This window comes from Teichococcus rhizosphaerae, assembly GCF_002631185.1.
Lineage (GTDB): Bacteria > Pseudomonadota > Alphaproteobacteria > Acetobacterales > Acetobacteraceae > Pseudoroseomonas > Pseudoroseomonas rhizosphaerae.
Map to the genome: position 1 here is coordinate 21,660 of NZ_PDNU01000007.1, position 25,336 is coordinate 46,995.

The 25,336-nt window shown below is 75.1% G+C and carries 20 protein-coding genes and 1 pseudogene; 15 read left to right on the forward strand and 6 right to left on the reverse strand.

The window, feature by feature from the left end:
• Window positions 1-588: 588 nt before the first annotated feature.
• A pseudogene (locus CR162_RS23210) lies at window positions 589-642 on the reverse strand (hypothetical protein); the annotation flags it as partial.
• Between the two features lie 143 nt (window positions 643-785).
• On the opposite strand from CR162_RS23210, the gene ftsY reads away from it, so the two are divergent.
• The 7 genes from ftsY to CR162_RS06435 all read left to right on the forward strand — a co-directional run bounded on the left by ftsY (window position 786) and on the right by CR162_RS06435 (window position 8,479).
• Window positions 786-1,685 carry a signal recognition particle-docking protein FtsY gene (gene ftsY, locus CR162_RS06405; protein WP_367604096.1) on the forward strand — a complete coding sequence of 300 codons (900 nt, stop codon included), beginning with the start codon at window positions 786-788 and terminating at the stop codon, window positions 1,683-1,685.
• Window positions 1,686-1,892: 207 nt separating this feature from the next.
• On the forward strand, window positions 1,893-2,765 hold the full coding sequence (locus tag CR162_RS06410) for an endonuclease/exonuclease/phosphatase family protein (protein ID WP_245870162.1): 873 nt from the start codon (window positions 1,893-1,895) through the stop codon (window positions 2,763-2,765).
• Complete coding sequence (locus CR162_RS06415) at window positions 2,762-4,291, forward strand: phospholipase D family protein (protein ID WP_099094719.1); 1,530 nt, start codon at window positions 2,762-2,764, stop codon at window positions 4,289-4,291. Before CR162_RS06410 ends, CR162_RS06415 begins: the two co-directional genes overlap by 4 nt.
• 74 nt (window positions 4,292-4,365) lie before the next feature.
• Entirely contained in the window at window positions 4,366-4,929 is a 564-nt protein-coding gene (locus CR162_RS06420) for a sugar O-acetyltransferase (protein WP_099094766.1), read from the forward strand.
• Window positions 4,930-5,041: 112 nt separating this feature from the next.
• On the forward strand, window positions 5,042-6,514 hold the full coding sequence (locus CR162_RS06425) for a leucyl aminopeptidase (protein ID WP_099094720.1): 1,473 nt from the start codon (window positions 5,042-5,044) through the stop codon (window positions 6,512-6,514).
• A gap of 199 nt (window positions 6,515-6,713) precedes the next feature.
• Window positions 6,714-8,006 (forward strand): leucyl aminopeptidase family protein, encoded by a 1,293-nt coding sequence (locus tag CR162_RS06430; protein WP_099094721.1) that lies wholly within the window; start codon window positions 6,714-6,716, stop codon window positions 8,004-8,006.
• A gap of 26 nt (window positions 8,007-8,032) precedes the next feature.
• On the forward strand, window positions 8,033-8,479 hold the full coding sequence (locus CR162_RS06435; RefSeq protein ID WP_099094722.1) for a DNA polymerase III subunit chi: 447 nt from the start codon (window positions 8,033-8,035) through the stop codon (window positions 8,477-8,479).
• A 21-nt stretch (window positions 8,480-8,500) separates the two neighbouring features.
• On the opposite strand, the gene CR162_RS06440 is transcribed toward CR162_RS06435, so the two are convergent.
• Window positions 8,501-10,447, reverse strand: a complete 1,947-nt coding sequence (locus tag CR162_RS06440) for a sensor histidine kinase (protein WP_141563086.1) — start codon at window positions 10,445-10,447, stop codon at window positions 8,501-8,503.
• A 90-nt stretch (window positions 10,448-10,537) separates the two neighbouring features.
• A complete protein-coding gene (locus tag CR162_RS06445) occupies window positions 10,538-11,341 on the reverse strand; it encodes a creatininase family protein (protein ID WP_099094724.1) in 804 nt (267 codons plus the stop codon).
• 147 nt (window positions 11,342-11,488) lie between these two features.
• On the opposite strand from CR162_RS06445, the gene cysQ reads away from it, so the two are divergent.
• Window positions 11,489-12,250: a 3'(2'),5'-bisphosphate nucleotidase CysQ gene (cysQ, locus tag CR162_RS06450; RefSeq protein ID WP_099094725.1), complete on the forward strand. Its 762-nt coding sequence runs from the start codon at window positions 11,489-11,491 to the stop codon at window positions 12,248-12,250.
• Window positions 12,247-13,218 carry an L-threonylcarbamoyladenylate synthase gene (locus CR162_RS06455; protein ID WP_099094726.1) on the forward strand — a complete coding sequence of 324 codons (972 nt, stop codon included), beginning with the start codon at window positions 12,247-12,249 and terminating at the stop codon, window positions 13,216-13,218. The genes cysQ and CR162_RS06455 overlap by 4 nt, the downstream gene beginning before the upstream one ends.
• Here CR162_RS06455 and CR162_RS06460 read toward each other — a convergent pair.
• Both CR162_RS06460 and CR162_RS06465 read right to left on the reverse strand, forming a co-directional pair.
• Window positions 13,178-14,293: a tetratricopeptide repeat protein gene (locus tag CR162_RS06460; RefSeq protein ID WP_141563087.1), complete on the reverse strand. Its 1,116-nt coding sequence runs from the start codon at window positions 14,291-14,293 to the stop codon at window positions 13,178-13,180. The two genes, CR162_RS06455 and CR162_RS06460, sit on opposite strands and share 41 nt — an antisense overlap.
• Before the next feature lie 81 nt (window positions 14,294-14,374).
• Complete coding sequence (locus tag CR162_RS06465) at window positions 14,375-16,072, reverse strand: tetratricopeptide repeat protein (RefSeq protein ID WP_099094728.1); 1,698 nt, start codon at window positions 16,070-16,072, stop codon at window positions 14,375-14,377.
• A gap of 55 nt (window positions 16,073-16,127) precedes the next feature.
• Between CR162_RS06465 and CR162_RS06470 the strand changes: the two genes are divergently transcribed.
• From CR162_RS06470 to rsmA, 6 genes are all read left to right on the forward strand, one after another.
• A complete protein-coding gene (locus tag CR162_RS06470; protein WP_099094729.1) occupies window positions 16,128-16,805 on the forward strand; it encodes a S1 family peptidase in 678 nt (225 codons plus the stop codon).
• 198 nt (window positions 16,806-17,003) lie between these two features.
• Window positions 17,004-18,140 carry an LPS export ABC transporter permease LptF gene (lptF, locus tag CR162_RS06475; protein WP_099094730.1) on the forward strand — a complete coding sequence of 379 codons (1,137 nt, stop codon included), beginning with the start codon at window positions 17,004-17,006 and terminating at the stop codon, window positions 18,138-18,140.
• Window positions 18,141-18,146: 6 nt separating this feature from the next.
• Window positions 18,147-19,262 carry an LPS export ABC transporter permease LptG gene (gene lptG, locus CR162_RS06480; RefSeq protein ID WP_367604095.1) on the forward strand — a complete coding sequence of 372 codons (1,116 nt, stop codon included), beginning with the start codon at window positions 18,147-18,149 and terminating at the stop codon, window positions 19,260-19,262.
• A 93-nt stretch (window positions 19,263-19,355) separates the two neighbouring features.
• Window positions 19,356-21,689 carry an LPS-assembly protein LptD gene (locus CR162_RS06485; protein ID WP_245870163.1) on the forward strand — a complete coding sequence of 778 codons (2,334 nt, stop codon included), beginning with the start codon at window positions 19,356-19,358 and terminating at the stop codon, window positions 21,687-21,689.
• Window positions 21,690-21,839: 150 nt separating this feature from the next.
• Complete coding sequence (locus CR162_RS06490; RefSeq protein WP_245870164.1) at window positions 21,840-23,234, forward strand: peptidylprolyl isomerase; 1,395 nt, start codon at window positions 21,840-21,842, stop codon at window positions 23,232-23,234.
• A 7-nt stretch (window positions 23,235-23,241) separates the two neighbouring features.
• Entirely contained in the window at window positions 23,242-24,069 is an 828-nt protein-coding gene (gene rsmA / locus CR162_RS06495) for a 16S rRNA (adenine(1518)-N(6)/adenine(1519)-N(6))-dimethyltransferase RsmA (protein ID WP_099094731.1), read from the forward strand.
• A 29-nt stretch (window positions 24,070-24,098) separates the two neighbouring features.
• On the opposite strand, the gene CR162_RS06500 is transcribed toward rsmA, so the two are convergent.
• Window positions 24,099-25,217, reverse strand: coding sequence for a glycosyltransferase family protein (locus CR162_RS06500; RefSeq protein WP_099094732.1), 1,119 nt, complete (start codon window positions 25,215-25,217; stop codon window positions 24,099-24,101).
• Window positions 25,218-25,336: the final 119 nt, after the last annotated feature.

Sequence of the window (25,336 nt, forward strand, 5' to 3'; positions counted from 1 at the left end):
CCGCCCCGCATCCGGCGGCGATGGCGCCCGCGCCGGAGGAAACCCGCAGCCCCTCGCCCGACGGGCTGGAAGCGCCGCATGCCATGCCGGCGGGCCAGCTGCGCAAGACCAGCGGGGCCGTGGCCCCCTCCGAGACGCGCTCGCCGCCGCCCGAGGGGCTGGCCGGCCTGCCGCCGGGCGACCTGCCGGCTTCGCCCGCCGAGGTGCCGGCCCCGGCGGCGCCCGCCGCCCCGCAGCCGCCACCGGACGAGCGCCCGGCCCCCGCGCCGCTGCCCGAGTTGCCGGCCGCTTCCCCGCCCGAGGCACCGCCCCCGCCGGCCAAGCCCATGGCCACGCCACCGGGCTGGCAGCCCTCCCCCGCCGAATGGCCGGCGCCCGGCGCGCCCGCCACGCCCGAGGCGCCACCCCTGGAGGTGACGCCCCCCGCCCCCGCCACGCCCGCCGCGCCGCCGGCCGAGCTGCCGCCGCCCGCGCCCCGGGAAGCCGAGCCGGCGCCTTTCCCCGTGACGCGCCCGGAGCCCGCGCGGCCCCAGCCGGAACAGCCCCAGCCAGAACAGCCCCAGCCAGAACAGCCCCAGCCAGAACAGCCCCAGCCAGAACAGCCCCAGCCAGAACAGCCCCAGCCAGAACAGCCCCAGCCAGAACAGCCCGGGCCGGAACCGGAGCAGCCCGAGCCTGAGCAGCCCGAGCCCCCTGCCGCCGGCCTCGTGCCCACCGCCTTCACGGCGCCGCCCGAGCCCGCAGCACCGGCCGGGGAGCCGGCGCGGGGCGGCTTCTTCAGCCGGCTGAAGGCAGGGCTGTCGCGCTCCACCGCCAAGCTGACGGACGGGCTGACCGGCCTGTTCACCAGGCGCAAGCTGGACGACGCGGCGCTGGAGGAGCTGGAGGACGCGCTGATCACCGCCGATCTCGGCGTGGCGGCGTCGCAGCGCATCGTCACCAACTTCCGCCGCACCCGCTTCGGCCGGGAGGTGGGCGACCAGGAGGTGCGCGAGGCGCTGGCCGCCGAGATCGCCGCCATCCTGGAGCCGGTGGCCAGGCCGCTGGTGCTGGACACGGCGAAGCGCCCGCATGTGGTGCTGGTGGTGGGCGTCAACGGCACCGGCAAGACCACCACCATCGCCAAGCTCGGCCAGCAGTTCCGCGAGCAGGGCAGGAGCGTCACCTTCGTGGCCGGCGACACCTTCCGCGCCGCGGCCGTGGAGCAGCTGCAGATCTGGGGCGGCCGCACCGGCTGCGCCGTGGTGGCCCCCGCCAAGGAAGGGGCGGACGCCGCCGGCCTCGCCTTCGACGCGCTGAAGCAGGCGCAGGCGGAGGGCACCGAGGTGCTGCTGGTGGACACCGCCGGCCGCCTGCACAACAAGGGCGCGCTGATGGAGGAGCTGCGCAAGGTGGTGCGCGTGATGCGCCGCATCGACGAGACGGCGCCGCACTCCGTGCTGCTGGTGCTGGACGCCACCACCGGCCAGAACGCCACCCAGCAATGCAAGGTGTTCGGCGAGATGGTGGATGTCACCGGCCTCGTCGTCACCAAGCTCGACGGCTCGGCCAAGGGCGGCATCGTGGTGGCGCTGGCGCAGGAGTTCGGCCTGCCCGTGCATGCCGTGGGCGTGGGCGAGAAGGCGGCGGACCTGCGCCCCTTCTCGGCGCGGGACTATGCCCGCTCGCTGCTCGGCCTGGGCTGAGCGGCGGCGGCGGTTTCCAGCCGCAAGGCCGGGGGCAGGGTCGGACCGCAAGGCTGGGGCGCGGATTGGGCGGCCCTGCCCAGGCTTGGAAACCGCGGGCGTCTTTCCTAGGTTTTTCCACAGCCTGGGCCCCCGGCCGTTCCGGGCCCCGATGGAGCGGGCCGCCGGCGCGGCCCCGCCCCGTTCTACCCCCTGCGGAGCCTGACCTTGCCCCCATCCGAGCGTAGCCTGACACCTCCCGCCCCGCCGGCCTTCGAGCCCGCGCAGGGCGGGCTGGCATCCCTGCGCCAGGCGCACGGCATCCCCGCCCTTCCCTCCATGCCGGTGCCGCCGCCGGAAGGCGCGCCGATCACGGTGGCCTCCTACAACGTGCACAAATGCGTCGGGCTGGACCGGCGCTTCGACCCGCAGCGCATCGCCCGCGTGATCGCCGAGATGCAGCCGGACATCATCGCGGTGCAGGAGGCGGACAAGCGCTTCGGCCGCCGGACCGGCCTGCTGGACACCGCCATGCTGCGCGAGGCCGGGCTTTCCCTGCTGCCCGTCTCCCGCCTGCCGGACGGGCATGGCTGGCACGGCAACGCCCTGCTGGTGCGCGCCGGCACGCCGCTGGCCGTGCACCGCCTGGCGCTGCCCGGCGCCGAGCCGCGTGGCGCCGTGATCACTGAGATGGAGCTGCCGGCCGGCCGGCTGCGCGTCGTGGCGGCGCATTTCGGCCTGCTGCGGCGCTGCCGCGCCCGCCAGGCCGCCGCCATCCTGGAGGCGATCGGCCAGGGCGAGAGCATGCCGACGCTGATGATGGGCGACCTGAACGAATGGCGCCCCGGCCGCCGCTCCTCGCTGCGCGCGCTGGAGGGGCTGTTCGGCGCCATGGCGATGAACCCGGCCAGCTTCCCCTCGCGCATGCCGGTTTTCGCGCTGGACCGCATCCTGGGCTGGCCCCGCGGCGTTGTGCAGGATGTGCAAGTGCATGACAGCCCCCTGGCGCGCATCGCCTCCGACCACCTGCCGCTGAAGGCGCGGCTGGACCTTCGTCCGGCCCAGGCCGCGGCGCCGCCGGCGGTCGCGGCGGCGGCATGAACGCGGGCGCGCCCCCGGCGGCGCTGGCGCCCCTGCGCCTGCTTCGGCGGGTGGCCCGGCAGGCCTCCCCGCCGGCGCCCCGGCAGGCGCCGGTTCTGGCGGGCGCGCCGCCGCGTGCCTCGGAGGCCGATGCCATGGTCGAGAAGCTGCTCGACGGCGCCCCCAGCGGGGTGGCGCTGCTGCCCGGCGGCCTGGAGGCCTTCATGGTGCGCGCCGCCAGCGCCCGCGCCGCCGGCCGCAGCCTGGACGTGCAGTATTACCGCTGGTCGGACGACATCACCGGCGGGCTGATGGCGCGCGAGGTGCTGCGCGCCGCCGACCGCGGCGTGCGCGTGCGCATGCTGCTCGACGACAGCTATGTGCTGGGGGTGGACCGGCGCATCGCGCTGCTCGCCGCCCATCCGCGCATCGAGGTGCGGCTGTTCAACACCGCCCGGCTGCGCTGGCTCGGGCAGGTCGGGCTGGCGGTGGAGTTCGCGCTGGGGGGCTGGCACCTCAACCACCGCATGCACAACAAGAACTGGGTGGCCGATGGGCGGCTGGCCCTGGTGGGCGGCCGCAACATCGCCGACGCCTATTTCGACGGCGCCGGCGACTTCAACTTCCGCGACCTCGACATGCTGATCGCGGGCGAGGCGGCGCGGCAGGCCCAGGCGGTGTTCGACGGCTACTGGGCCAGCAGCCTGGCCCGGCCGATGGAGCAGTTCCGCCTTGCCGCCGGGCTCAGCGCCGACGCGCTGGCCGCCTTCCGCGCCGAGCTGGACGCCACCCCCGATTCCGAGAAGGCCCGCCCCTATCTGCGCGCCCTGGCGGAGACGCGCCGCCAGCTCCTCGACCGGGAGCGCCCGCTGCTGCCCGCCATCGACACGGTGCGCGTGCTGGCCGACCCGCCGGCCAAGGCCAAGGGGCGCGGCGTGCCCGGCGGCATGGCGCCCGCGCTGGACGCGCTGCTGCGCGGGGCGCGGCGGGAGGCGGTGCTGATCTCGCCCTATTTCGTGCCCGGCAAGGCGGGCATGAGGCTGCTGGAGGAGCTGGTGCGGCGCGGGGTGCGGGTGAGCGTCATCACCAACTCCCTGGCGGCGACCGACGTGGTGGCGGTGCATGCCGGCTATGCCCGCTACCGCCCCCGGCTGGTGGATCTCGGCATCGACCTCTACGAGCTGAAGCGCAGCAGCGCGAATGGCAGCGGCGTGTTCGGCTCGCGCGGCGCCAGCCTGCACACCAAGGCGCTGATGATCGACCGCGACCTCGTCTTCGTGGGCTCCTTCAACCTCGATCCGCGCTCGGCCAACCTCAACACCGAGATGGGCGCGGTGGCGCGCCACCCGGGCCTGGCCGAGCAGCTGGCGCTGGAGCGGCACCGCCTTTCGGACCCGGGCCGCAGCTACCGCGTCGGCCGCGCCCCCGGCGGGCGGCTGAGCTGGACCGACGCCGCCGGCACCACCCTGCACGAGCCGGAGGCGCCCTGGACGCGCCGCGCCCTGGCCCGGCTGGTGCGCTGGCTGCCCATCGAGGCGCAGCTCTGAGGATGCCCGGCCGCCCTGGCCAGGAACCGGGCCGCCAGCCGCACCAGCAAGCCGAACCGCCGGGGGAGAAGGGCATGACGGACCAGCGCACGCAGAAGGAGAGGATGCTCGCCGGCGAGCTCTACGTGGCCGAGGGCCCGGAGCTCGCGGCCGACAACCGGCGCATCTCGGCCTGGATGGCGCGCTACAACGCCTCCCTCGCCGCCACGCCCGAGGAGCGGCGCGCGATGCTGGCGGAGGCGCTCGGCGCGGTGGGGGAGGGCGTGACCATCCGCCCGCCCTTCTTCTGCGACTACGGCTACAACATCAGCATCGGCGCCGGCGCCTTCATGAACTTCAACTGCGTGGTGCTCGACGTGGTGAAGGTGACCATCGGGCGCGGGACGCAGATCGGCCCGGCGGTGCAGATCCTCGCCGCCGACCACCCGCGCGACCCGGCGCTGCGGGCGCGGCTGCTGGAATTCGGCCGGCCGGTGACGATCGGCTCCAATGTCTGGATCGGCGGCGGCGCGATCATCCTGCCCGGCGTCACGATCGGCGACGATGCCGTGATCGGCGCCGGCAGCGTGGTCACGCGCGACGTGCCGGCCGGCGCCACCGCCTTCGGCAACCCCGCCCGGGTGAAGCCCCGCGCCTGAGGGCGGCACGGGCATCGGCGAGATTTGCCCCCGCCGCCCCTTGCCACGCGCGCCACGGGTGGCACGCTAGGCGGCGAGACCCCGGCTGCCATAGACCACGATGGAAACCGCCATGCCCGATATCCTGTTTGTCAAAGCCGCCCTGCCCCGTGCCGGCGCGCTGGTCCTGCCACTGGCCGAGGGCTTCACCCTGTCCGGCCTGGCGCAGGAGGCGGACGCGGCCTGCGGCGGCGCGGTGGCGCGCGGGCTGGAGGCGGCGGGCTTCAAGGGCCGCAAGGGGCAGAGCTGCACGCTGTGGGCGCCGGGCGGGCACCTGTCCCGCATCGTCGCGGTGGGGCTGGGCGGCCGGCCGGACGCGGAAAGCGCGCGGCAGGCGGGCGGCACCGCGCTGCCGCTGATCGCCAGCGAGCCGGAGGCGACCATCGCGGCCGAGGGGCTGAACGCGGAGCTGACCGCCGCCCTGGCCTTCGGCGCCCGGCTGCGCGGCTACCGCTTCGACAAGTACCGCACCCGCGAGAAGCCCGAGGACAAGCCGAAGCTGGTCCGCCTCAGCCTCGCCAGCGCCGAGCCCGCCGCCGCCAAGGCGGCCTTCCAGCCGCTTTCCGCCGTGGCCGACGGCGTGTCCCTGACCCGCGACCTGGTCAGCGAGCCGCCCAACGTCCTCTACCCCGAGGAGATGGCGGAGCGCTGCCGGGCGCTGGAGAAGCTCGGCGTCACGGTCGAGATCCTGGGGCCGAAGGAGCTGGGCCGGCTCGGCTTCGGCGCGCTGCTCGGCGTCTCGATGGGCAGCGCGCGGGAGCCGCGCATGGTGGTGATGCAGTGGAAGGGCGCCGCGGCCGAGGCGCAGCCCGTGGCCTTCATCGGCAAGGGCGTCACCTTCGACACGGGCGGCATCTCCATCAAGCCGGCCGGCGGCATGGAGGACATGAAGTACGACATGGCCGGCGCCGGCACCGTGATCGGGCTGATGGCGGCGCTGGCCGGGCGCAAGGCGAAGGTCAACGCGGTCGGGCTGGTGGGGCTGGTGGAGAACATGCCCTCCGGCACCGCGCAGCGCCCGGGCGACGTGGTGCGCTCCTATTCCGGCCAGACCATCGAGGTGATCAACACCGACGCCGAGGGGCGGCTCGTGCTGGCCGACGTGCTCTGGTACGCGCGGGAGCGCTTCAGGCCGCGCTTCATGGTGGACCTCGCCACCCTGACCGGCGCCATCGTCGTGGCGCTCGGGCACGAGCATGCCGGCATGTTCAGCAACGATGACGCGCTGGCGCAGCAGCTTTCCGCCGCCGGCACCGCCACGGGCGAGGCGGTGTGGCGCATGCCGCTCGGCGAGGCCTATGACAAGCTGATCAAGTCCGACATCGCCGACATGAAGAACGTGGGCGGCCGCCCCGGCGGCTCGATCAGCGCCGCGCAGTTCCTGCAGCGCTTCATCGACACGCGGGAAGGCCATGTGGCCTGGGCGCATCTCGACATCGCCGGCACCGCCTGGGCGACCAAGGACAGCGCGCTGACGCCCAAGGGCGCCACGGCCTTCGGCGTGCGGCTGCTCGACCGGCTGGTGGCGGACCATTACGAGGGCTGAGCACGGCCCCGGGGAGGAGGCGCCGGCCGGAACGGGCGGCCCCGGCCAGGCGCCCGCCGCGCCGCCGCGCCTGCGGCTGCGCTCCCGGCTGGGCCGCAAGGCGGCCGGGCGCACCCGCATCCTGCCCCTGCGCGCGGGAGCGCCGGACGGGGATGCCGCCGCGCGGGACTTCCCCCTGCACCCTGGCACGGCGCGCTGGATGCCGGGCCTCGTCCTGGCCGCCGGGCCCGCCCCGGGCGGCCCTGGCGGGACGGGGCGCGGCGCCGGGAAGGATGCCGGGAAGGATGACGGGGCGGATGCCGCCGCGGCCTGGGAGCGGGCCGGCGCCGCCGGCATCGCCGCCCTGCCCGAGGGCGAGACGCGCGCGGTGCTGGACGCCACGGCGCTCACGCCGGAGGAGGCCGTGGCCTTCGCCACCGGCGCCGTGCTGGGCGCCCGCCGCGCCGGGCTGCGGCTGGACCTGCTCCACCCCGCGCCGGACGCGGTGCTGCCGCTCTGGCACGCGGCCTGGGCGGTGGCGCAGGGCGTGGCGCTGGCGCGCGGGCTGGTGGCGGCGCCCGCCAACGTGCTGACCCCCAAGGCCTTCGGCCAGCGGCTGAAGGCGCTGGAGCGGCACGGCATCGCGGTGCACCTGCTGGGGCGGAAGCGGCTGCGGCAGGCGGGCTTCGGCGGCCTGCTGGCGGTGGGCCAGGGCTCGGCCAACCCGCCGCGCCTGGCGGTGCTGCGCTGGGCGGGGCGGATCGCCGCGCCGCCGGTGGTGTTCGTGGGCAAGGGCATCACCTTCGACACGGGGGGCATCTCGCTCAAGCCGGCCGCCGGCATGGAGCACATGCGCGCCGACATGGCCGGCGCCGCCGCCTGCGCCGGCGCCATGCTGGCGCTGGCGCTGCGCGACAGCCCCGCCCCCGCCGCCGCCGTGCTGGCGCTGGCCGAGAACGCCATCGGCGCGGCCGCCTACCGGCCGGGCGATGTCGTCGCCACCCTCTCGGGCCGGACGGTGGAGGTGATCGACACCGATGCCGAGGGCCGCCTCGTGCTGGCCGACGCGCTGAACTACGCGGTGCGCGCCTTCCGCCCCGAGGCGGTGGTGGACCTCGCCACGCTGACGGGGGCCGCCATCACCGCGCTCGGCCACCACCGCGCGGCGCTGTTCGGCAACGACCCGCCGCTCGGCGCCATGCTCTGCGCCGCCGGCGAGGCGGTGGGCGAGCGGCTCTGGCCGATGCCGATCGGGGAAGCGCACCGCGACGACCTGCGGAGCGACATCGCCGACCTCCGGCAATGCGCCCCTGGCGGCGGCCAGCCGGATGCCTGCCATGCCGCGGCCTTCCTGCGGGAGTTCCTGGGCGATACACCTCCCGCCTGGGCGCATGTCGACATGGCCGGGCAGGCGCGCCGCCCGCCCGGCGAGCCGGAAGGCGCCAGCGGCTTCGGCGTGCGGCTGCTGGACCGGCTGGTGGCGCTGCGCTTCGAGGACCCGCACCGGCGCTGAGGGCCGCCACAGGAAAAGGACAGGGCGTGAGCGAGATCGGCTTCTACCACCTGACGCGGACGCCGCTGGCGGCGGCGCTGCCGAAGCTGCTGGGCCGGGTGCTGGCGCAGAACGGCCGGGCGGTGGTGCGCGTGGGCGACGCGGAGCGGCTGGAAAGCCTGGATGCCGCCCTCTGGCTCTCGGCCGACCCGGACTGGCTGCCGCATGGCAGCCCGCGCACCGGCCACGCCGCCATGCAGCCGATCTGGCTGACCACCGAGGACGAGGCGCCGAACGCGGCGCGCTTCCTGTTCCTGGTGGATGGCGCGGAAAGCGCCCGGCTCGAGCAGTATGACCGGGTGTTCGACCTGTTCGACGGCCAGGACGAGGCCGCCCTGGCCGCCGCCCGCCGCCGCTGGAGCGCCGCCAAGGCGGCCGGCCACAGCCTCACCTACTGGCAGCAGGGCCCGCGCGGCTGGGAGCGCAAGGCCTGAGGGCGCGCGCCCGCCTTCCTCTCATACCGCCCTGGCGGTTTCTCTCGCATCGGCCTGCCGGGCGGGCGGCAGCGGGATCTCCAGCGGGGCATCCGCCACAGGGGGCGGCTCCGGATGGCCCTCCACCGCGGCGACGCTGGCGGCGCCCAGGCGGATGCGGCAATGCAGCCCGGCCGGCGACCACAGGAAGGTGGCGCCGCCGCCAAGCTGGTGCCGCGCCAGGGTGTGGATCAGCCGGAAGCCGAAGCCCTGCCGGCCGGGCTCCCCCTGCACCGGCGGGCCGCCGCTTTCGCGCCAGTCCAGCACCAGCCCGCCCTGCGCCACGGCGAGCCAGCGCACCTCCACCATGCCGCCCGGCCGCGAAAGGGCGCCATGCTTGGCCGCGTTGGTGGAAAGCTCGTGCAGGACCATCTGCACCGGCTGCACGCCGCCCGCCGCCAGCCGCACCGCCGGGCCGTGCCAGGCCAGGCGGGGCGCGCCCGCGGCATCCTCGTAGGTGGCGAACTCCCGCCGCACCACCGCCTCCAGCTCCGCCCCCGCCCAGCCCTGGCCGGCCAGCAGGTCGTGCGCCCGGGCCATGGCGCAGAGCCGGCCGTCGAGATTGGCGACGAACTGGACCGGCGGCACGTTGCGCGGCGTCAGCAGCAGCAGGGAGCGCACCACCGCCATGATGTTCTTGGCGCGGTGGTCCACCTCGCGCGCCAGCAGGGCGGCGCGCTCCTCGGCCTCGCGCTGCACCGTGCCGTCCAGCAGCACGCCGTCCCAGATCACCGCGCCGTCGGCGCCGCGGTGGGCGCTGGCCATGCCGCGCAGCCACAGACGGCGGCCATCGGCGGTGGCGAAGTCGAACTCCAGCAGCAGCGGCGCCAGCGTCTCGGCCGAGTGGCGCAGCGCCGCCTTCACCCGCGCCCGCGTCTCCGGCGCCAGCCCCCGCCGCAGCGCGGCCTCGGGCGAGGTGCCGGCGGGCTCGCCCATCAGGCGGATCAGGCCATCGCTCATGTAGGTGCAGTTCAGCCTGCCATCGGCGGCGCGGACGAGGCGGTACAGCGCCCCCGGCAGGTTGGCGGCGATGTCGGAAAGGCGCCGCTCCGTTTCCCGCTCGGCCAGGGCGCGGCTCAGCACCTCCCGCGCCGCCTGGCCGCGCCGGGTCAGGTAGGCCAGCACGCAGACCAGCACCAGGGCGGCGGCCAGCGCCAGCCCCATCACCAGGGTCAGCCGCGACGGGCGCGGCATCCATTCCGGCATGGCGCCCGTCGTGGTGGTGACGAGGCGCCAGCCGGTCAGCGGGCCGTTCAGGGTGACGGGGCCAGGCGCTTCCTCGGCCCGCTCCCCCGCCCCGGAGGGCGGGGCGGACAGGCGGGCGGCGATCTCCTGGCCGCCGCGGTCCAGCAGGCGGTGGTGCAGGCCGGGCATGTGCCGCTGGTCACGCAGCGCCTGCTCCACCAGGGATGCGGGCACCACGATGGTGACGACCCCCTCCCCCTCCTCCACCGGCAGCGGCGCGTGCAGCAGCAGGTGCGCGCCGATCTCCCGCCGGGCCAGGCGCAGGTCGCTGGCCGCCGTCCGGTGCAGGCTGAGCACGCGAAGCTCGCCCGCCGGGTCGGCGGGCCAGGCCGCCCCTTCGTCGCGCGCGATGCGCCAGAGCAGCCCGCCGGGGCCGGTGACCTGCATCCCGAGCCAGCCCTGCCGGCGCAGCAGCTCCCGCGCCACCGGCGCGTCCTTGGAGGGCTTGTCCTTGGTCAGGGCGGGCAGGCGCGCGCCGCTGGTGGCCGCCATCACGGCATCCTCCAGCTCCTGCCCCAGCCGGGCCTCCAGCTGGTGCAGGGCGGTCTGGGCGGATTGGTGGACCATCACCGCCGCCATGCGCCGCTGGTGGTCCGCCATCGTGGCGTGCAGCAGGAAAACCGCCAGGGCGCAGAGTAGGATCGCCAGTACCAGATAGGAGAGGCGGAGGCTCCGGACGGCCATGGGGCGCATCCCTCGTCGTGAATAATCACGAAAAAGTTATATCATCCAGTGTCGCTTTTCCAGCACTCGTTTGGAAGGCGCGGGGCTTTTTCAACCTTCAGGCAATTTCCCTCCTTCCCACACCGCATGAGGCGTGCGCCACAACACGGTCTCGCGCATGGCACCGGCCAGCGCGCGGGCCACCACCTCGAGCAGCCTCTCGCCCTTCTCCGCCGTCGCCGCGCGCGGGTCGCCGCGCACGCCGGTGCGCGGCGCGCGCTCCTCGAAGGACCAGAAGCGGTGGAACACGGCGCCGGCGGAAACGCCCGGCCCCGCCAGGGAATCGGCGATCCGGTCCTGCCGCACCTCCCCCGGGTGCAGCGCCAGCCAGAAGCTGGTCTCCGCCTCGCAGGCATGCTGCACGCCGGGCTGCGTTTCCAGCACCGCCGCCACGCCGGGGGCATCGACATGGAAGATGGTGGTGGCCACCACCGGCATGGCGAACTCCGCGCAAAGCTCGCGCGTGGCGACGGCCAGCGGGTCGATGTTGCCGCCATGGCTGTTCACCAGCAGCAGCCGGCGGAAGCCCTGCGCCTTCAGCGAGCGGCAGACGCAGCGCAGCACGCCGTGGAAGGTCTGGTAGTCCAGGCTGATGGTGCCGCCGAAGGGCAGGTGGTGCTCGGACATGCCCATCCACATCGGCGGCAGCACCACCGCCGGCACGTCGCGTGCCTGCTCGGCGGCGCGGATGCAGCAGGCATGGCCGATCATGCTGTCGGTCCAGACCGGCAGGTGGGGTCCGTGCTGCTCCAGCGCCGCCACCGGCAGCACCACCAGCGCGTCGCGCCCGGCCAGGCGGCGCAGCTCGGGCGCGGTCAGCTTCTCCCAGCGGATCTCTTCCGGTCGCTCATCCATGCCCTGTTCCTTTCGCGGCGTTGGCGGGAAGGAACGGAACCATGCCCCCGTGCCTGCGAAAACCCGGGAAAGGCCGCGCCCCGGCGGGGCGGGTGTCACGGCGGGCTTTTTCCCTGCGGCGCGGCGGGTGCTACAGGGGAAGGCAGCATGACCGACGCCGAACTCCTCGCCCTGGCCGCGCGGCTCGCCCGCAGCGCCGCCGCCGCCATCCTCTCCGTCCGCGACGCCGGCTTCTCGGTGGAGCGCAAGGAGGATTTCAGCCCCGTCACCGCCGCCGACCGGCTGGCCGAGGCGATCATCACCGAGGGGCTGCGCGCCGCCGCCCCCGGCATTCCGGTGGTGGGGGAGGAGGCGGTGTCGGACGGGGCGGAGCTTTCCGCCGCGCCACGCTACTGGCTGGTGGACCCGCTGGACGGCACACGCGAATTCGCCGCCGGCCGGGCCGAGTTCACCGTCAATATCGGCCTCATCGAGGATGGCCGGCCGAAGCTCGGCGCGGTCGCCATCCCCGCGACGGGCGAGCTGTTCACCGGCATCGTGGGCCAGGGCGCCTGGAAGGAGGATGCCGGCGGCCACCGCCCCATCGCCTGCCGCCGCGTGCCGCCCGAGGGCCTCGTGGTCATGGCCAGCCGCCACTACAAGGACGACCCGAAGCTGCCCGCCTTCCTGGAGGGGAAGCGGGTGCAGCGCATCGTGCAGATCGGCTCGGCGGTGAAGTTCTGCCGGCTGGCGGAGGGGGCGGCGGACCTCTACCCGCGCTTCGGCCGCACCATGGAATGGGACACGGCAGCGCCCGAGGCGGTGCTGGTGGCCGCGGGCGGCCGCTGCACCGGCTTCGACGGCAGCCCGCTCGGCTATGGCAAGCCGGGCTGGGAGAACCAGCCCTTCCTGTGCCAGGGCCTGGCATGACCGGAACCGAGCTTCTGCCGGAGGCCGCCATCGGCCGCGCCGCCGGGCTGCTGCGGGCCGGGGCGCTGGTCGCCTTTCCCACCGAGACGGTCTATGGCCTCGGCGCCGATGCGCGGCAGGCGCGCGCCGTGGCCCGCATCTTCGAGGCCAAGGGCCGGCCGCGCTTCAACCCGCTGATCAGCCACTTCCCCGACGCGGAGGCCGCCTTCGCCGAGGTGGTGGCCGATGCGCGCGCCCATGCCGTGGCGGAACGCTTCTGGCCCGGCCCGCTCACCCTGGTTCTGCCCCGCGCGCCGGAAAGCCGCATCGATCCCCTCGCCAGCGCGGGACAGCCGACGCTCGCGGTGCGCGTGCCGGCCCATCCGCTGGCGCGGGCGCTGCTGCGGGCTGCGGGCGTGCCGGTGGCGGCGCCTTCCGCCAACCGCTCCGGCGCCGTCTCGCCCACCACGGCGGCGCATGTGATGGACGGGCTGGGCGGGCGGATCGAGGCGGTGCTCGATGGCGGCCCCTGCGCCGTGGGGGTGGAAAGCACGGTGCTCGACCTGTCCGGCCCCAAGCCCCTGCTGCTGCGCCCAGGCGGCGTGACGGAGGCGGCGCTGGCCGCGCTGCTCGGCCCGATCGGCCGGCCTGGCGCGGCAGCCGAGGGCGCGGCCCTGCCGGCACCGGGCATGATGCGCTCGCACTACGCCCCCGGCCTGCCGGTGCGGCTGGCGGCGCGGGCGGTGGGGCCGGAGGAGGCGCTGCTGGCCTTCGGGCCGCCCTTGCCGGGCGCTGGCGCCGTCTGGCAGCTCAGCGAGTCGGGCGACATGGTGGAGGCCGCGTCCCGCCTGTTCGCCGGGCTGCGCTGGCTGGACGAGGAGGGGGCGCGGCGCGGGCTTTCCGGCATCGCCGCGATGCCGGTGCCGGAGGAGGGGCTGGGCGCGGCGATCAACGACCGGCTGGCGCGGGCGGCGGCGCCGCGGGGCTGAAGGGGGCGGCGGGCCGCTGGCGCAGCAGCGCCTCGAGCTGCTGGCTGAACCTCGGCTGGCCCGGCAGCAGCGCCAGCCCCTCACGCAGCAGCATGGCGGCCTCCGCCCCCGCATTCTCCTGCTGCAGCGCCTGGACCAGCCGCAGCCGCGCCGGCACCGAGCGCGGCAGGGCCGCCACCGCCGCGCGCAGCGCCTCCAGCGCCCCGGCGGTGTCGCCCTGCGCCCGCCGGATCTGCGCGGCGAGATGGTAGCTCTCGCTGCGCCGCGGCCGCAGCGCCATGGCCCGTTCGCCGAAACGCGCCGCCAGGGCGGGGCGGCGGTGCCGCAGCAGCGCCAGGCCCAGCAGCATCTGGCGGCTCCAGGAATCGGCCCGGCGGGCGCGCCAGGGCAGCGCGGGCAGCCGCCCAGCCGCGAGGTAGCCGAACACCAGCGGCTTCAGCAGGCGCATCTCCTTCAGCATCTGCACCGCGTAGTGGCCGCAATAGGGGATCGGCAGCAGCTCCGCCGCCGCATAGGCGGGCAGGATCTCCTGCCGCTGGTGGCGCAGGTCGTCGGCGCTCAGCCGGTCGGCGGAAAGGCGGGGGTCGTGCAGCAGCGCCACCCCGCGCGTGCGGTCCGCCCCCTCGGCCAGCGGGGCGTGGCGGAAGGCGACGCCCCAACGGGCCTGCACCCGCGCATGGGCGGCGTAGGCGGGGTGGATGGAAAGGCGTGGCGAGATGGCCAGCACCTGCGCGGCGAAGGGCCGGGCGAAGTAAAGGGCCGCATAGCCACCGGCGCTGAAGCCGTAGAACAGCACCCGGTCATAGGCCCGTATGCGGGCGCCGAACTCCGCCACGAAGGTTTCGCGGCTGAGATCCTGGTACCAGTTCTCCCGCCGTTTCTGCACCGCCAGCACATCGACGCCGCCCTCGGTGAGCATCGGCTCGCCGAAGCCGGGCCGCTCGACATCGAGCGAATCGAGCGGATCGAAGGTGACGGCCAGGGTGCGGCCCCATCCCTCCGGTGGCGGAACGGCGGCCGCGGCGAAGGTCGCGGTGTTCACGCCATTGTCGAACATCCGCGTGCGCTGAGACATTGGCAGGAGCCGGCTGGTTTCCGAGAGGGCGCGGGGCGGCGGGGAGGCCCTGCCCTTCAGTTCCACGCCCTCACGTCGCGGTCAATTCCCGGCGGAAGGCCGCAAGCCGGCGGGCCTTGCCGCCTGGCCGGGCAGCGCCAGGCCGGCCGCGATGGCGCGCTCCCGCGCCGCCTCCGCCTCCTCCGTCCGGCCCGCCTTCTTCAGCATGAGCAGAAGGTATTCGTGCAGCCGGGGGTTGCCCGGCTCGTGCCGCAGGGCGTTCTCGGCCGCCTCCACCGCCTCGGCGCGCAGTTGCATCCGGCTCAGCACCTCGCCCAGCAGGCGGTGGCTGGCGGCGCTTTCCGGCGCCAGCCGCACCACCGCCTCGGCCGCCTCGCGCGCCCGGGGCAGCTCGCCCGCGCGCAGCAGAAGCTTGGCGTGGTGGGTGTGGTGGCGGGCCCGCCCGGGCGCCGCGGCGCAGGCGGCGGCGGCGGCCTCCAGCGCCTCCTCCTGCCGCCCCAGCGCCGCCAGAAGGCCGCTGCGGTGGAGCAGGGCCTCGCCCGGGTCGGCCGGATCGTCCTCGCTGCCGAGGATCGCGAGCGCCTCCCGCGCATCCGCCCGCGCCTCCTCCACCGCGCCCTCGCGCATCCGCCGCTCGCAGCGCAGGCGCAGCATCTCCAGCAGCGCGGCGCCCATCTGCGGCTGTTCTGGCGCCAGGGCCAGCCCCTCCCGCAGCAGCGCGATCGCCTCCTCCATCCCGCCCTGGCCGCGCAGCAGCTGCACCAGCCGCAGCCGCGGCGCCACCGCGGCCGGCGAGAGCCGCACGGCCTGGCGCAGCGCCGCCAGGGCGCCGGGCTTGTCCTGCAGCACCTGGCGGATCTGCGCGAGGAGTTGGAACAGCTCGGCCTGATCGGAGCGGAGCGCCAGCGCCCGCTCGCACATGGCCGCCGCCGCCGCCGGCCGGCGATGCCGCAGCAGGGCGCGGCCAAGCTGCAGCAGGTGGCTGGGGGAGCGCCCACGCGCCGCGCGCCACGGCAAGTCCGGCAGCAGGTCCGGCAGCGGCTTCCCGGCCAGGCAGCCGAACAGCAGGGGCTTCAGCAGGCCCGCATCGGCCAGCATCCGCGCACTGGGATGGCCGGAATAGGGGATGGGCAGCCGCGCCGCCGCCGGGTAGGCACCCAGGATCTCGCGCTCCAGGTAGCGCATGTCGTCCGCCATCAGCGTGTCGGCGGTCAGGCGCGGGTCATAGACCAGCACCGTGCCGAGGGTGCGGTTCTCCCCCTCCTCCAGGGCGGCGTGGCGGAAGCTGGCGCCCCAGCGCGCCCGCGCCCGCTCATGCGCGGCATAGGAGGGGTGGATGGAGGCCCGGGGCGAGATGGCCAGCACATGGGCGGCAAAGGGCCGGGCGAAGTAGAGGGCCGCATAGGCGCCGGCGCTGGAGCCGTAGAACAGCACGCGCTCATAGGCGGCGATGCGGGCGCCGAACCCTGCCGCGAAGGCCTCGCGGCTGATATCCTGGTACCAGTTCTCGCGCCGCTTCTGCACGGCCAGCACATCGACGCCCGCGCGCGTCAGCACCGTCTCGCCGAAGCCGGGGCGCTCGACCTCGAGGTCGCGGAACGGATCGAAGGTGACCGCCAGGGCGCGGCCCGCGCCGGGCGGCGGCGGCGCCTCGGCGGCGGTGAAGGTGACGGTGTTGACACCATTGTCGAAGAGGCGCTGGCGGGCGGGCATGGCGGCGACGGGGTCGTCTCCCGGGCGTGTCGGCGCGCGGCGGGGCGGGATCGCCGCGCCGGCCATGGCGGGGCGCGATTGTCCCAGGATTCCACCGGCCCGTCATCTTCACGATATCTTGATGGCGGGCTGGGGGGCGCTGCTGCTCCTGCTCGCTGGCTGCGCCCTTCCGGGGCAGGGGCCGCCCCCGGAGGCGCTGCCCCTGGCGGGGCTGCGCGCCGGGCTCGGGCCGGATTGCCTGGCCACCGGCGCCGCCACGCATCTCGGGCGCGGCCGCTTCCTGACGGCGGCGCATCTGGTGGACGGCACTCAGGCGCTGCTGCAGGGCTGCGCGCCCGGCGCGGGGCCGCCTGCCATCCGCTTCCAGGGGCGGGAGCATCCGGCGGAGCTGCTGCGGGCCGGGCAGGCCGATCTCGGCCCGGATGCCGCCCCCCTCGGCCTCGGCACCGTCTATGTCGGGGGGCGGGACGTGGCGCTGCTGCGGGTGGCGGGCCTGCCGGCCGGCGCCCCTTCCCTGCCGCTCTGCGCCGGCGCGCCGCGGGCGGGGCAGCCCGTGCTGGTGCTGACGCCGCGCCGCCGCGCCGCCAGCCGCATCGACGGGCTGCGGCCGGAGGCCCTGGCGCTGCACGGCAGCTATGCCGAGATGCCGCTGCGGCTGGAGCCCGGCGAATCGGGCGGCGCGGTGGTCGATGCGGCGGGGCCCTGCCTGCTCGGCCTGGTCAGCCACCGCGCGGAGGGCGGGGGCGCCCGCACGCGCATCGTGCCGGCGCCGGTGCTGCGGGCCTTTCTGGGCGAGTAGCGCCCCCGCGGGCGGCGGCGCAAAGCTTGGCGCCCCGTTCCGCCCGGCCTACATGCAGCGCCGAACGCGCCCCTTCCTGTTCCGGCCCTTCCCTGTCCCGGCCCTTCCCTGTCCCGGCCCTCCACCGCCCCGGCCCCGCCGTGGCCCGCCAGAGGCGAAGCCCTGCCCGCATGACAAAGCCCGCATGACAAAGCCCGCATGACAAAGATCGACCGCTACATGTTCCGCCAGCTCGGCGTGTCGCTGCTCGCGGTGACCGTGGGGCTCGCCGCGCTGGTCTGGCTCACGCAGAGCCTGCGCTTCATCGAGCTGGTGCTGGACCGCGGCCTGTCCCTCGCCGTGTTCATCGAGCTGACCGGCCTGCTGCTGCCCTCCTTCTTCGCGGTGATCCTGCCCATCACCACCTTCGTGGTGACGCTGTTCACCTATGTGCGGCTGAACGCCGACCGCGAGCTGGTGGTGATGCGCGCCGCCGGCCTGTCGGACTGGCGGCTGGCGCGGCCGGCGCTGCTGGTGGCCGGCATCGCCACCGCGCTCGGCCTGTTCATGCAGCTCTGGCTGGTGCCGGTGAGCCATGCCGCCTTCCGCGCCTGGCAGTTCGAGATCCGCAACGAGATGGCGGCGATCCTGCTGCAGGAGGGGGTGTTCAGCAGCCTGGGCGACACCCTCACCGTCTATGCCCGCCAGCGCGCGGCGGACGGCACGCTGCGCGGCATCCTGGTGCACGACATGCGCGAGCCGGGCACCCCCGTCACCATCATGGCGCAGGAAGGGCGGCTCGTTTCCGGCCCTTCCGGCCCGCGCGTGACGCTGCTGAACGGCGTGCGCCAGCAGATGGAGCCGGCGACGGCCACCCGCCCCGCCCGGCTTTCCGTGCTCTCCTTCGCCGAGAACAGCGTCGATTTGGCCAGCGGCTCGAACAGCCCCGCCGAGACCGCCCGCAACCGCGACTCGCGCGAGCGCTTCGTGGGCGAGCTGCTGCGCCCCGATCCGGCCGAGAACCTGCCGGAGCGCGACATCCGCAAGTTCCGCGCTGAGGGGCACCAGCGCCTGTCCTCCCCCTTCACCGCGCTGTCCTTCGCCATGGTCGGGCTGGCCACGGCGCTGGCCAGCGGCTTCCGCCGGCATGGCGACTGGCGGCCGGCGGCGCTCGGCGTCACCATGGTGGTCGTGCTGCTGGCGCTGGGGCTGGCGGTGGGCAACCTGGCGGCGCGCAACAACGCCGCCATCCCGCTGATCTGGGTGCACGCCCTCGCCCCCGCCCTGCTGGCGGCCTGGGTGCTCTCCGGCAGCCCCGGCCTGCCCCGCCGCAGGCCCGACATGGCGGAAGGCTGAGCCGGCATGATGGCCTTCTCCTACACCCTCTCCGCCTATATCGCGCGCCGCTTCGCGGCCATGTCGCTGGCGCTCGTCGCGGCCCTCGCCGGGCTCGTCGCGCTGTTCGACTTCATCGAGCTGCTGCGCCGCGCCGCCACCCGGCCGGAGGCCACCTTCGGCCTCGTGGCCTCCATCGCCTCGCTGCGCCTGCCCTTCGTGGTGCTGCAGATCCTGCCCTTCGCCGTGCTGCTCGGCGGCATCATCGCCTTCTGGCGGCTGGCCCGCTCCTCCGAGCTTGTGGTGGCGCGCGCCGCCGGCGTCTCCGCCTGGAGCTTCCTGGCGGGGCCGGTGCTGGTGGCGGCCTGCCTCGGCACGCTGGCCATCACCGTCGTCTCGCCGCTTTCCGCCGCCATGCTGGCGCGCGCCGAGCGGCTGGACGCCACCTATCTGCGCAACGCCACCGGCCTGTCCTCGCTGGCCGGCGGGCGGCTCTGGCTGCGCCAAGCCGACGCCACGCTGGAGCCGGGGGGCGTCGCCATCCTGGCCGGCGTGCCGGAGGTGAACCGGGAAAGCGGCTTCCGGCTCACCCAGGTCTCGCTCTGGCGCCTTTCGGCCCATGACCGGCCGCTGGAGCGGGTGGAGGCGCCGCTGGCGCGGCTCGTCCCCGGCGCCTGGGAGCTGCAGCAGGCGGTGACCTTCGGCAGCGACCGCCAGCCCTCGGCGCCGGGCACGCTGCGCCTGCCCACCACCCTGACGCCGGACCGCATCGAGGACAGCTTCGCCAGCCCCGACACCCTCTCCTTCTGGGCGCTGCCGGGCTTCATCCAGGTGCTGGAAAGCTCCGGCTTCTCCGCCATGCGGCACCGGCTGCACTTCCACTCGCTGCTGTCCCTGCCGCTGCTGACGGCGGCGATGGCGCTGATGGCGGCCGGCTTCTCCATGCGCCATTCCCGCCGCGGCGGCGTGGCGCGGATGATCGGCGCCGGCATCGCCGCCGGCTTCGCGCTGTTCCTGCTGGACAAGGTGTCCGAGGAGTTCGGCCAGGCCGGCACCCTGCCGGTGGCGCTGGCCGCCTGGGCGCCGTCCGTCGCCGGGCTGCTGCTGGCGCTCACCCTGCTGATCTACCAGGAGGATGGCTGAGGCGCCGCCGCCGGGCGCGCGGCGCGGGGCGCCCCCTCCCCCATGCGGCGCATCCCTCTCGCCGCGCCCCGCCGAAGCCGCTATGGAAGCGGCATGGACCGAGCCATGCGCGACGCCGGGTTGCCCCCGGCCGGGATGACGGATCGCCGGGGTGAGGGCGGGGCGGCGCCAGGCCGCGCCCTGCCGCTGCCCGGCTGGCGTGCCGCCCTGCTGGGCAGCGCCGTGCTGCTCTCCGCCAGCCTGCCGCTGCGCGGGGCGGAGTCGCAGCAGCCCGCGCCGCCCGCCGCGCCCCAGGCCGGAACGTCCCAGGCCGGGGCGCCCCAGGCCGGGGCGCCGCAAACCGGCAACAACGCGCCCGTCACCTTCACCGCCGACGAGGTGGAATACGACCAGGAGCGCAGCCTCGTCACCGCCCGCGGCGCGGTGGAGGCCTGGCAGAACGAGCGCATCCTGCGCGCCGACCGCTTCACCTTCGACCGCAACACCGGCATCGCCACCGCCGAGGGCAACGTCCAGCTCCTGGAGGCGGACGGGCAGGTGCTGTTCGCCGACCGCGCCGAGCTGACCGGCAACATGCGCGACGGCGTGGTGGAGGGGCTGAAGGCCCGCCTCGCCCAGAACGGCCGCATGGTGGCCAACGGCGCCCGCCGCACGGACGGCACCATCCTCGACATGTCGCGCGTGCTCTACACCTCCTGCGACCTGTGCGCCGACGACCCCGAGGCGCCGCCGCTGTGGCAGCTCCGCGCCCGGCTGGCCACCCACGACCAGGAGGCCAAGCGGCTGCGCTACCGCGACGCCTCGCTGATGCTGGGCGGCGTGCCGGTGCTCTACACGCCCTACCTGTCGCACCCCGATCCCTCGGTGCCGCGCCAGTCCGGCTTCCTGACGCCCACCTTCGGCAGCAGCAGCTTCCTCGGCGGCTTCCTGACCACGCCCTATTACTGGGCGATCGACGGCAGCCAGGACCTCACCCTCTCGCCCACCTTCTCGACCAAGCAGGACCCGGCGCTCGGCTTCGAGTACCGCCGCCGCTTCAACAGCGGCGAGATCCAGGCCACCGGCTCGGTCGGCCAGCGTGACGGCGCGCCGGGCGAGGAGGGCTGGGGCGGACACATCTTCAGCCGTGGCCAGTTCTCCATCGACCAGAACTGGCGCACCGGCTTCAACCTGAACCGCGCCAGCAGCGAGAACTACCTGCGCGCCTGGCGCTACCCGGTGGCGCGCCAGCTTTCCTCGGACGCCTATCTGGAGGGCTTCTGGGGCACCGAGGGCTATGCCCGCATCGACGGCCGCGCCTATCAGGGCCTGTCGGAGGTGGACGACCTCGGCCAGATCCCGCTGGTGCTGCCCAACCTCTTCGCCGATTACTGGGTGGGGCGGGACCGGCTGGGCGGCTATCTGAGCGCCGATATCGGCGCCTTCGCCATCTACCGCGACGAGGGCACGGACACCCGCCGCATCGCCTCCCGCCTGCGCTACGACCTGCCGCGCATCGACCGCTTCGGCCAGGTCTGGACCTTCCGCGCCCAGGCGGACGGGCTGGCGCGCTGGGTGGACGACCTCGACCTCGCCCCCAACTTCGCCAGCCGCGGCACCGCCACGGACGCCACCGGCAACATCCGCGTGGCGCTGGACTGGCGCCTGCCGATGACGCGCGGCGCCGGCGCCTATGGCACGCAGCTCATCGAGCCGCGCGTGCAGCTCGTCACCGGACCCTCCACGGGGCGGCAGACCCTGGTGGCGAACGAGGACAGCCTCGACTTCGAGTTCACCGACGCCAACCTGTTCGACCTCAACCGCTTCCCCGGCCGCGACCGGCAGGAAGGCGGCACGCGGGTGGACGCCGCCTTCCGCAGCGCCTGGTTCTTTCCCAATGGCGGGCAGCTCGAGGGGCTGGTGGGCCGCTCCTTCCGCGCCAGCGACGAGAGCGTGTTCGAGCCCGGCTCCGGCCTCGACGAGCGTGCCTCGGACTGGGTGGGGCGGCTGCGCCTTTCCCCCGTTCCCTGGCTGGACCTGACCGCCCGCGCCCGGCTGGACAAGGACAACCTGGACAGCCGCCTGGTGGAAACCCGCGGCCAGCTCAGCCTCGGCCGCGTCACGCTCGGCGCCGGCTACCTCTACACCGACCCCTCGACCGCGCTGATCTCGACCCGCGAGCGGCGCGAGGTGTCGGGCTCCGTCCAGGCGCAGATCACCCGCTTCTGGCGCGGCGGCGGCTTCGGCCGCTACGACCTGGAGCTGGACCGCGCCGTGTCCGCCGGCGTCAACCTCACCTATGAGGACGAGTGCCTGATCTTCGACACGCGCTTCGCCAAGACCTATGCGGAGCCCAGCAACCGCGCCAGCTACTACCCGTCCGACACCGTCCTGCTGTTCCGCGTCTCCTTCAAGACGGTGGGCGATTTCGGCTTCCGCGCGATCTGACGCCGCCTCCACCCGGAGGCGCCCCGCCCGCGGGCGCCTCCCCACGGCCCCTCCTGCCGGGCTCCCGGCGCCACCCCGGCCGCGCGGCGCGCGGGCGGGACGCGCGATTGGGACTGGCGGAGCCGGCGTGCCCGGCCTAGGAAAACCGCCATGCGACGCGCCCTCGCCCCGACCCGCCCGACCCTTCCCGCCCCGCTGCCGCGCCCCCCGCTGCCGCGCATGCCGGCGCTGCGCGCCCTGGCGCTGGCGGCGGCCCTGCCGCTGGCCGGCCTCGCCATGGCGCCGGGCGCAGCGGCCCAAGGTGCCGGAGCCAGCGGCGCGGCGAGGCCCGGCCCCGCCGCCGAGGCCGCGCCGGCGATGAACCGCATCGTCGCCGTGGTGAATGGCGACGTGGTGACGGCGAACGAGGTGGCCGCCCGCACCCGCCTCTTCGCGCTGAACGCCGGCATGGGGCCGAACCCCGAGGTGCTGGCGCGGCTGCGCCCGCAGGTGACGCGGCTGCTGGTGGACGAGCGGCTGCGCATGCAGGAGGTGCAGCGCCGCGGCATCCCCGTGGCCGACGCCGACGTGGCGGCGGCGGTGGAGGAGATCGAGCAGCGCAACGGCCTCCCCCCCGGCGGGCTGGTGGCGCAGCTTCGCGGCGCGGGCGTGCAGCCGCGCGCGCTGTTCGACCAGATCCGCAACCAGATCGGCTGGTCCCGCCTCGTGCGGCAGCAGCTCGGCGGCCAGGCGCAGGTGGGCGAGGCGGAGATCGAGGAGTTCATGGCCGCCCACAAGGCGCGCACGGGCGAGCCGGAATACCTCGTCTCCGAGATCTTCATCCCCGTGGACGACCCCGCCGCCGAGCCCGAGGTGCGCCGCTTCGTGGACGACGTGGTGGGCCAGCTCCGCGCCGGCGTGCCCTTCGCCGCCGCCGCCACCCAGTTCAGCCAGAGCCAGACCGCCCTGCAGGGCGGCGACATGGGCTGGGTGCGCCCCGACGAGTTCGACCCCGCCGTGGGCCGCATCGTCGCGCAGATGCCGCCCGGCGCCATCGCCAACCCGCAGCGCGTGCCGGGCGGCTTCCAGATCGTCACGCTGCGCCAGAAGCGCGAGACGGGGCGCGAGATCGCCACGCTGGTCACGCTGCGCCAGGCCTTCTTCGGCTTCACCAGCGCGCTCGACCCGCAGGCGCCGACGCAGCAGCAGATCCAGGCGCTGGAGCGCGCCCGCACCCTGGAGGGCAAGGGCTGCAACGTGGTGGAGGCGGCCGCCCGCGGCAGCGACCGCCCGGCCGATCCCGGCGGCCCGCTGCGGCAGGACACCATGGAGCCCGCGGCGCTGCGCGGCATCGTGGCCAGCCTCGCCGTGAACCGCGCCAGCCAGCCGCTGGTGACGCCGGACGGCGTGCTGGTGCTGGCCGTCTGCTCGCGCGAGACCCGCAACCTCGCCGAGCTGACGCCCGACCAGGCGCGCGCCCAGATCCTGCGCGAGCGGGTGGAGCTGACCTCCCGCCAGCTCCAGCGCGACCTGCGCCGCCGCGCGCAGATCGACATGCGGAGCTGAGGCGGCCATTTCCGCCTCCCTCCCCTCCCTCGCGGAAACCATTGCGAGGCACGGGCTGGCCGCGCGCAAGTCGCTCGGCCAGCACTTCCTGCTCGATGCCGCGCTCTGCGCCCGCATCGCCTCCATCGCCGCGCCGCTGGAGGGGCGGCACGTGCTGGAGGTGGGCCCCGGCCCCGGCGGCCTGACCCGCGCCCTGCTGGAAAGCCCCGCCGCGGGCGTGGTGGCGGTGGAGCTGGACCACCGTGCCATCGCGGCCCAGGAGGAGCTGGCCGCCGCCTATCCGGGCCGGCTCCGCGTCGTCGAGGGCGACGCGCTGCGGATCGACGCGGAGGCGCTGCTGCCGGCGCCGCGCCGCATCGTCGCCAACCTGCCCTACAATGTCGGCACGCCGCTGCTGATCGGCTGGCTGCGGCAGGCGCATCTGTTCGAGAGCATGACGCTGATGTTCCAGCAGGAGGTGGCCGAGCGCATCGTCGCCGCCCCCGACACGGAGCATTACGGGCGGCTCGCCGTGCTGGCGCAGTGGCGCTGCCAGTGCCGCATGACGCTGCGCCTGCCGCCCGGCGCCTTCTCACCGCCGCCCAAGGTGTGGTCGGCCATCGTCCATCTCGTGCCGCATGCGGAGGCGCCCGACCCGGCGCTGATGGCGGCGCTGGAGCGCGTCACGGCGGCGGCCTTCGGGCAGCGGCGCAAGATGCTGCGCTCCAGCCTGAAGGCGCTGGGCGGGGCCGAGGCGCTGCTGGGGGAGGCGGGGCTCGACGGCACCCGCCGCGCCGAGACGCTGTCCGTGGCGGAGTTCGACCGCCTGGCGCGGCGGGTGCTGGCGCGCGGCTGAGGGCCGGAGCCCGGGATCGGCGCCCGCCCTCAGCGCGCCGTGTTGCGCCCGCGGAACTCGCGGCTGCCGAAGATGATGCGGCGCAGCCGGCGCACGGATGAGCGGCCGACATGCTGCTCGTAGATGTTCTCCCCCTCCGGCAGGCGGTCGAGCAGCAGGCGGTAGAGATCGGCCACCTCCTCGCGCGTCAGCGGCCGGTCGGGGTCCCAGTGGCGGGCGGCGTAGCGCTCCAGGAAGGCGCCGAATTCCTGCTGGCGGAACCTGCGGAAATGCGCCTGCTGCCGCCCCAGGATGGCGGCGACGCGCGCGGCCGTGACCGGCTCGATCGGCAGGTCCCCGCGCTCCACGGGCGTCATGCGGTCATAGCCCATCTCGCGGAAGCGGCGCTCGTTGAAGGAGGCGCCCTTCTCGCCGATGTAGCGGCCGAAGCAGGTGTCGGTCATCACCCGCGCCAGGCCGAGTTGGGCGCAGGCCAGGGCCTTCATGGCATCCTGCGACGACTTGTCGATCGCCATCTCGTGGCCCTCGAGCCAGCGATAGACGGCCAGGTGGTTGCGGTTCGGGTAGTCGGTCCGGCGGATGATCTCGAGATAGGGCTTCAGCCAGGCGTTGATCCTGCGCCAGGCCTCGCGCCGCAGCCCGAAGGCCCAGTGGTGGTCGAGCGGCACGGCGCGCACCAGCCCGGGCTCGGGCGTGGCGCGGTGGTCGCCATAGACCGCGAAGTAGCCGACCTCCGGAAAGGGCGCGAGCGCCTCGTTCAGCCGCTCCATCATCGTCAGGTAGGCGGGGCCGAGCTCGAGGTCGTCCTCGAAGAAATAGGCGGTCTCCGCCTTCAGCGTCTCGAAGGCCAGCTTCTCGCCGCGCTGGATGTTGAAGGCGATGCCGAGATTGTCAGGGCTTTGCAGCACCTGCCCCTCGGGAAAGGCGGCGTGGAACGTGGCGACGCTGTCGGCGATCGCCTGGTCCTCGGCGTAGCGCACGCCCGAGGCGGCGGAAACCGCGCCGTCCTGCAGCAGGTAGATCCGGCTCGGGTCGAGCGCCACCCCCTGCTGCGCCTTCAGCGAGGCGCAGAAGCGCTCCAGATAGGGCGCGCGGTCGAAGGCGAAGATGATGATCGGCGCGCTGATGCCGCGCACGGTTTCGGCCATGCCTTCGAGGCTCCCCTGGGGTCCGTGGCCGCTCCCGGCCACGCTTCGGACTGGACCCTTGTGCTAGAGCGCCGCACCGGCCCGGGCAAGCGTCGCCGCTTCAGGCCGCGCCGTCCCGG